This is a genomic window from Psychroserpens mesophilus, from assembly GCF_050617655.1.
GTDB lineage: Bacteria > Bacteroidota > Bacteroidia > Flavobacteriales > Flavobacteriaceae > Psychroserpens > Psychroserpens mesophilus_A.
The window spans coordinates 1-228 of the sequence record NZ_JBODQC010000592.1; the positions used below are offsets into that span (position 1 = coordinate 1).

Genomic DNA, 228 nt, shown 5'->3' on the forward strand with positions numbered 1-228 from the left:
GGCAAAGGTTGCCACCACGGCCAGGGACAGCATCATACCCACGTAGGGGGGCAGGTGCGTAATGGTTTTAAAGAACGGTACAAAGACGATAGATCCCAGCCCCAGGTAGAGCATGGTGGGCCCGTATTTCGATTTCGGCTCCTCCAGACCCTCCGGCTCCGCGGCAATCTGCCCGCGGAATACCTTGAACCGGCTGGCGATCAATGTCGGCACCACCGTACAGACAAT

The 228-nt window shown here is 58.3% G+C and carries 1 pseudogene; it reads right to left on the reverse strand.

The window, feature by feature from the left end:
* Positions 1–228 (reverse strand): annotated as a pseudogene (locus ACRHNM_RS18555) (sodium:proton antiporter); the annotation flags it as partial.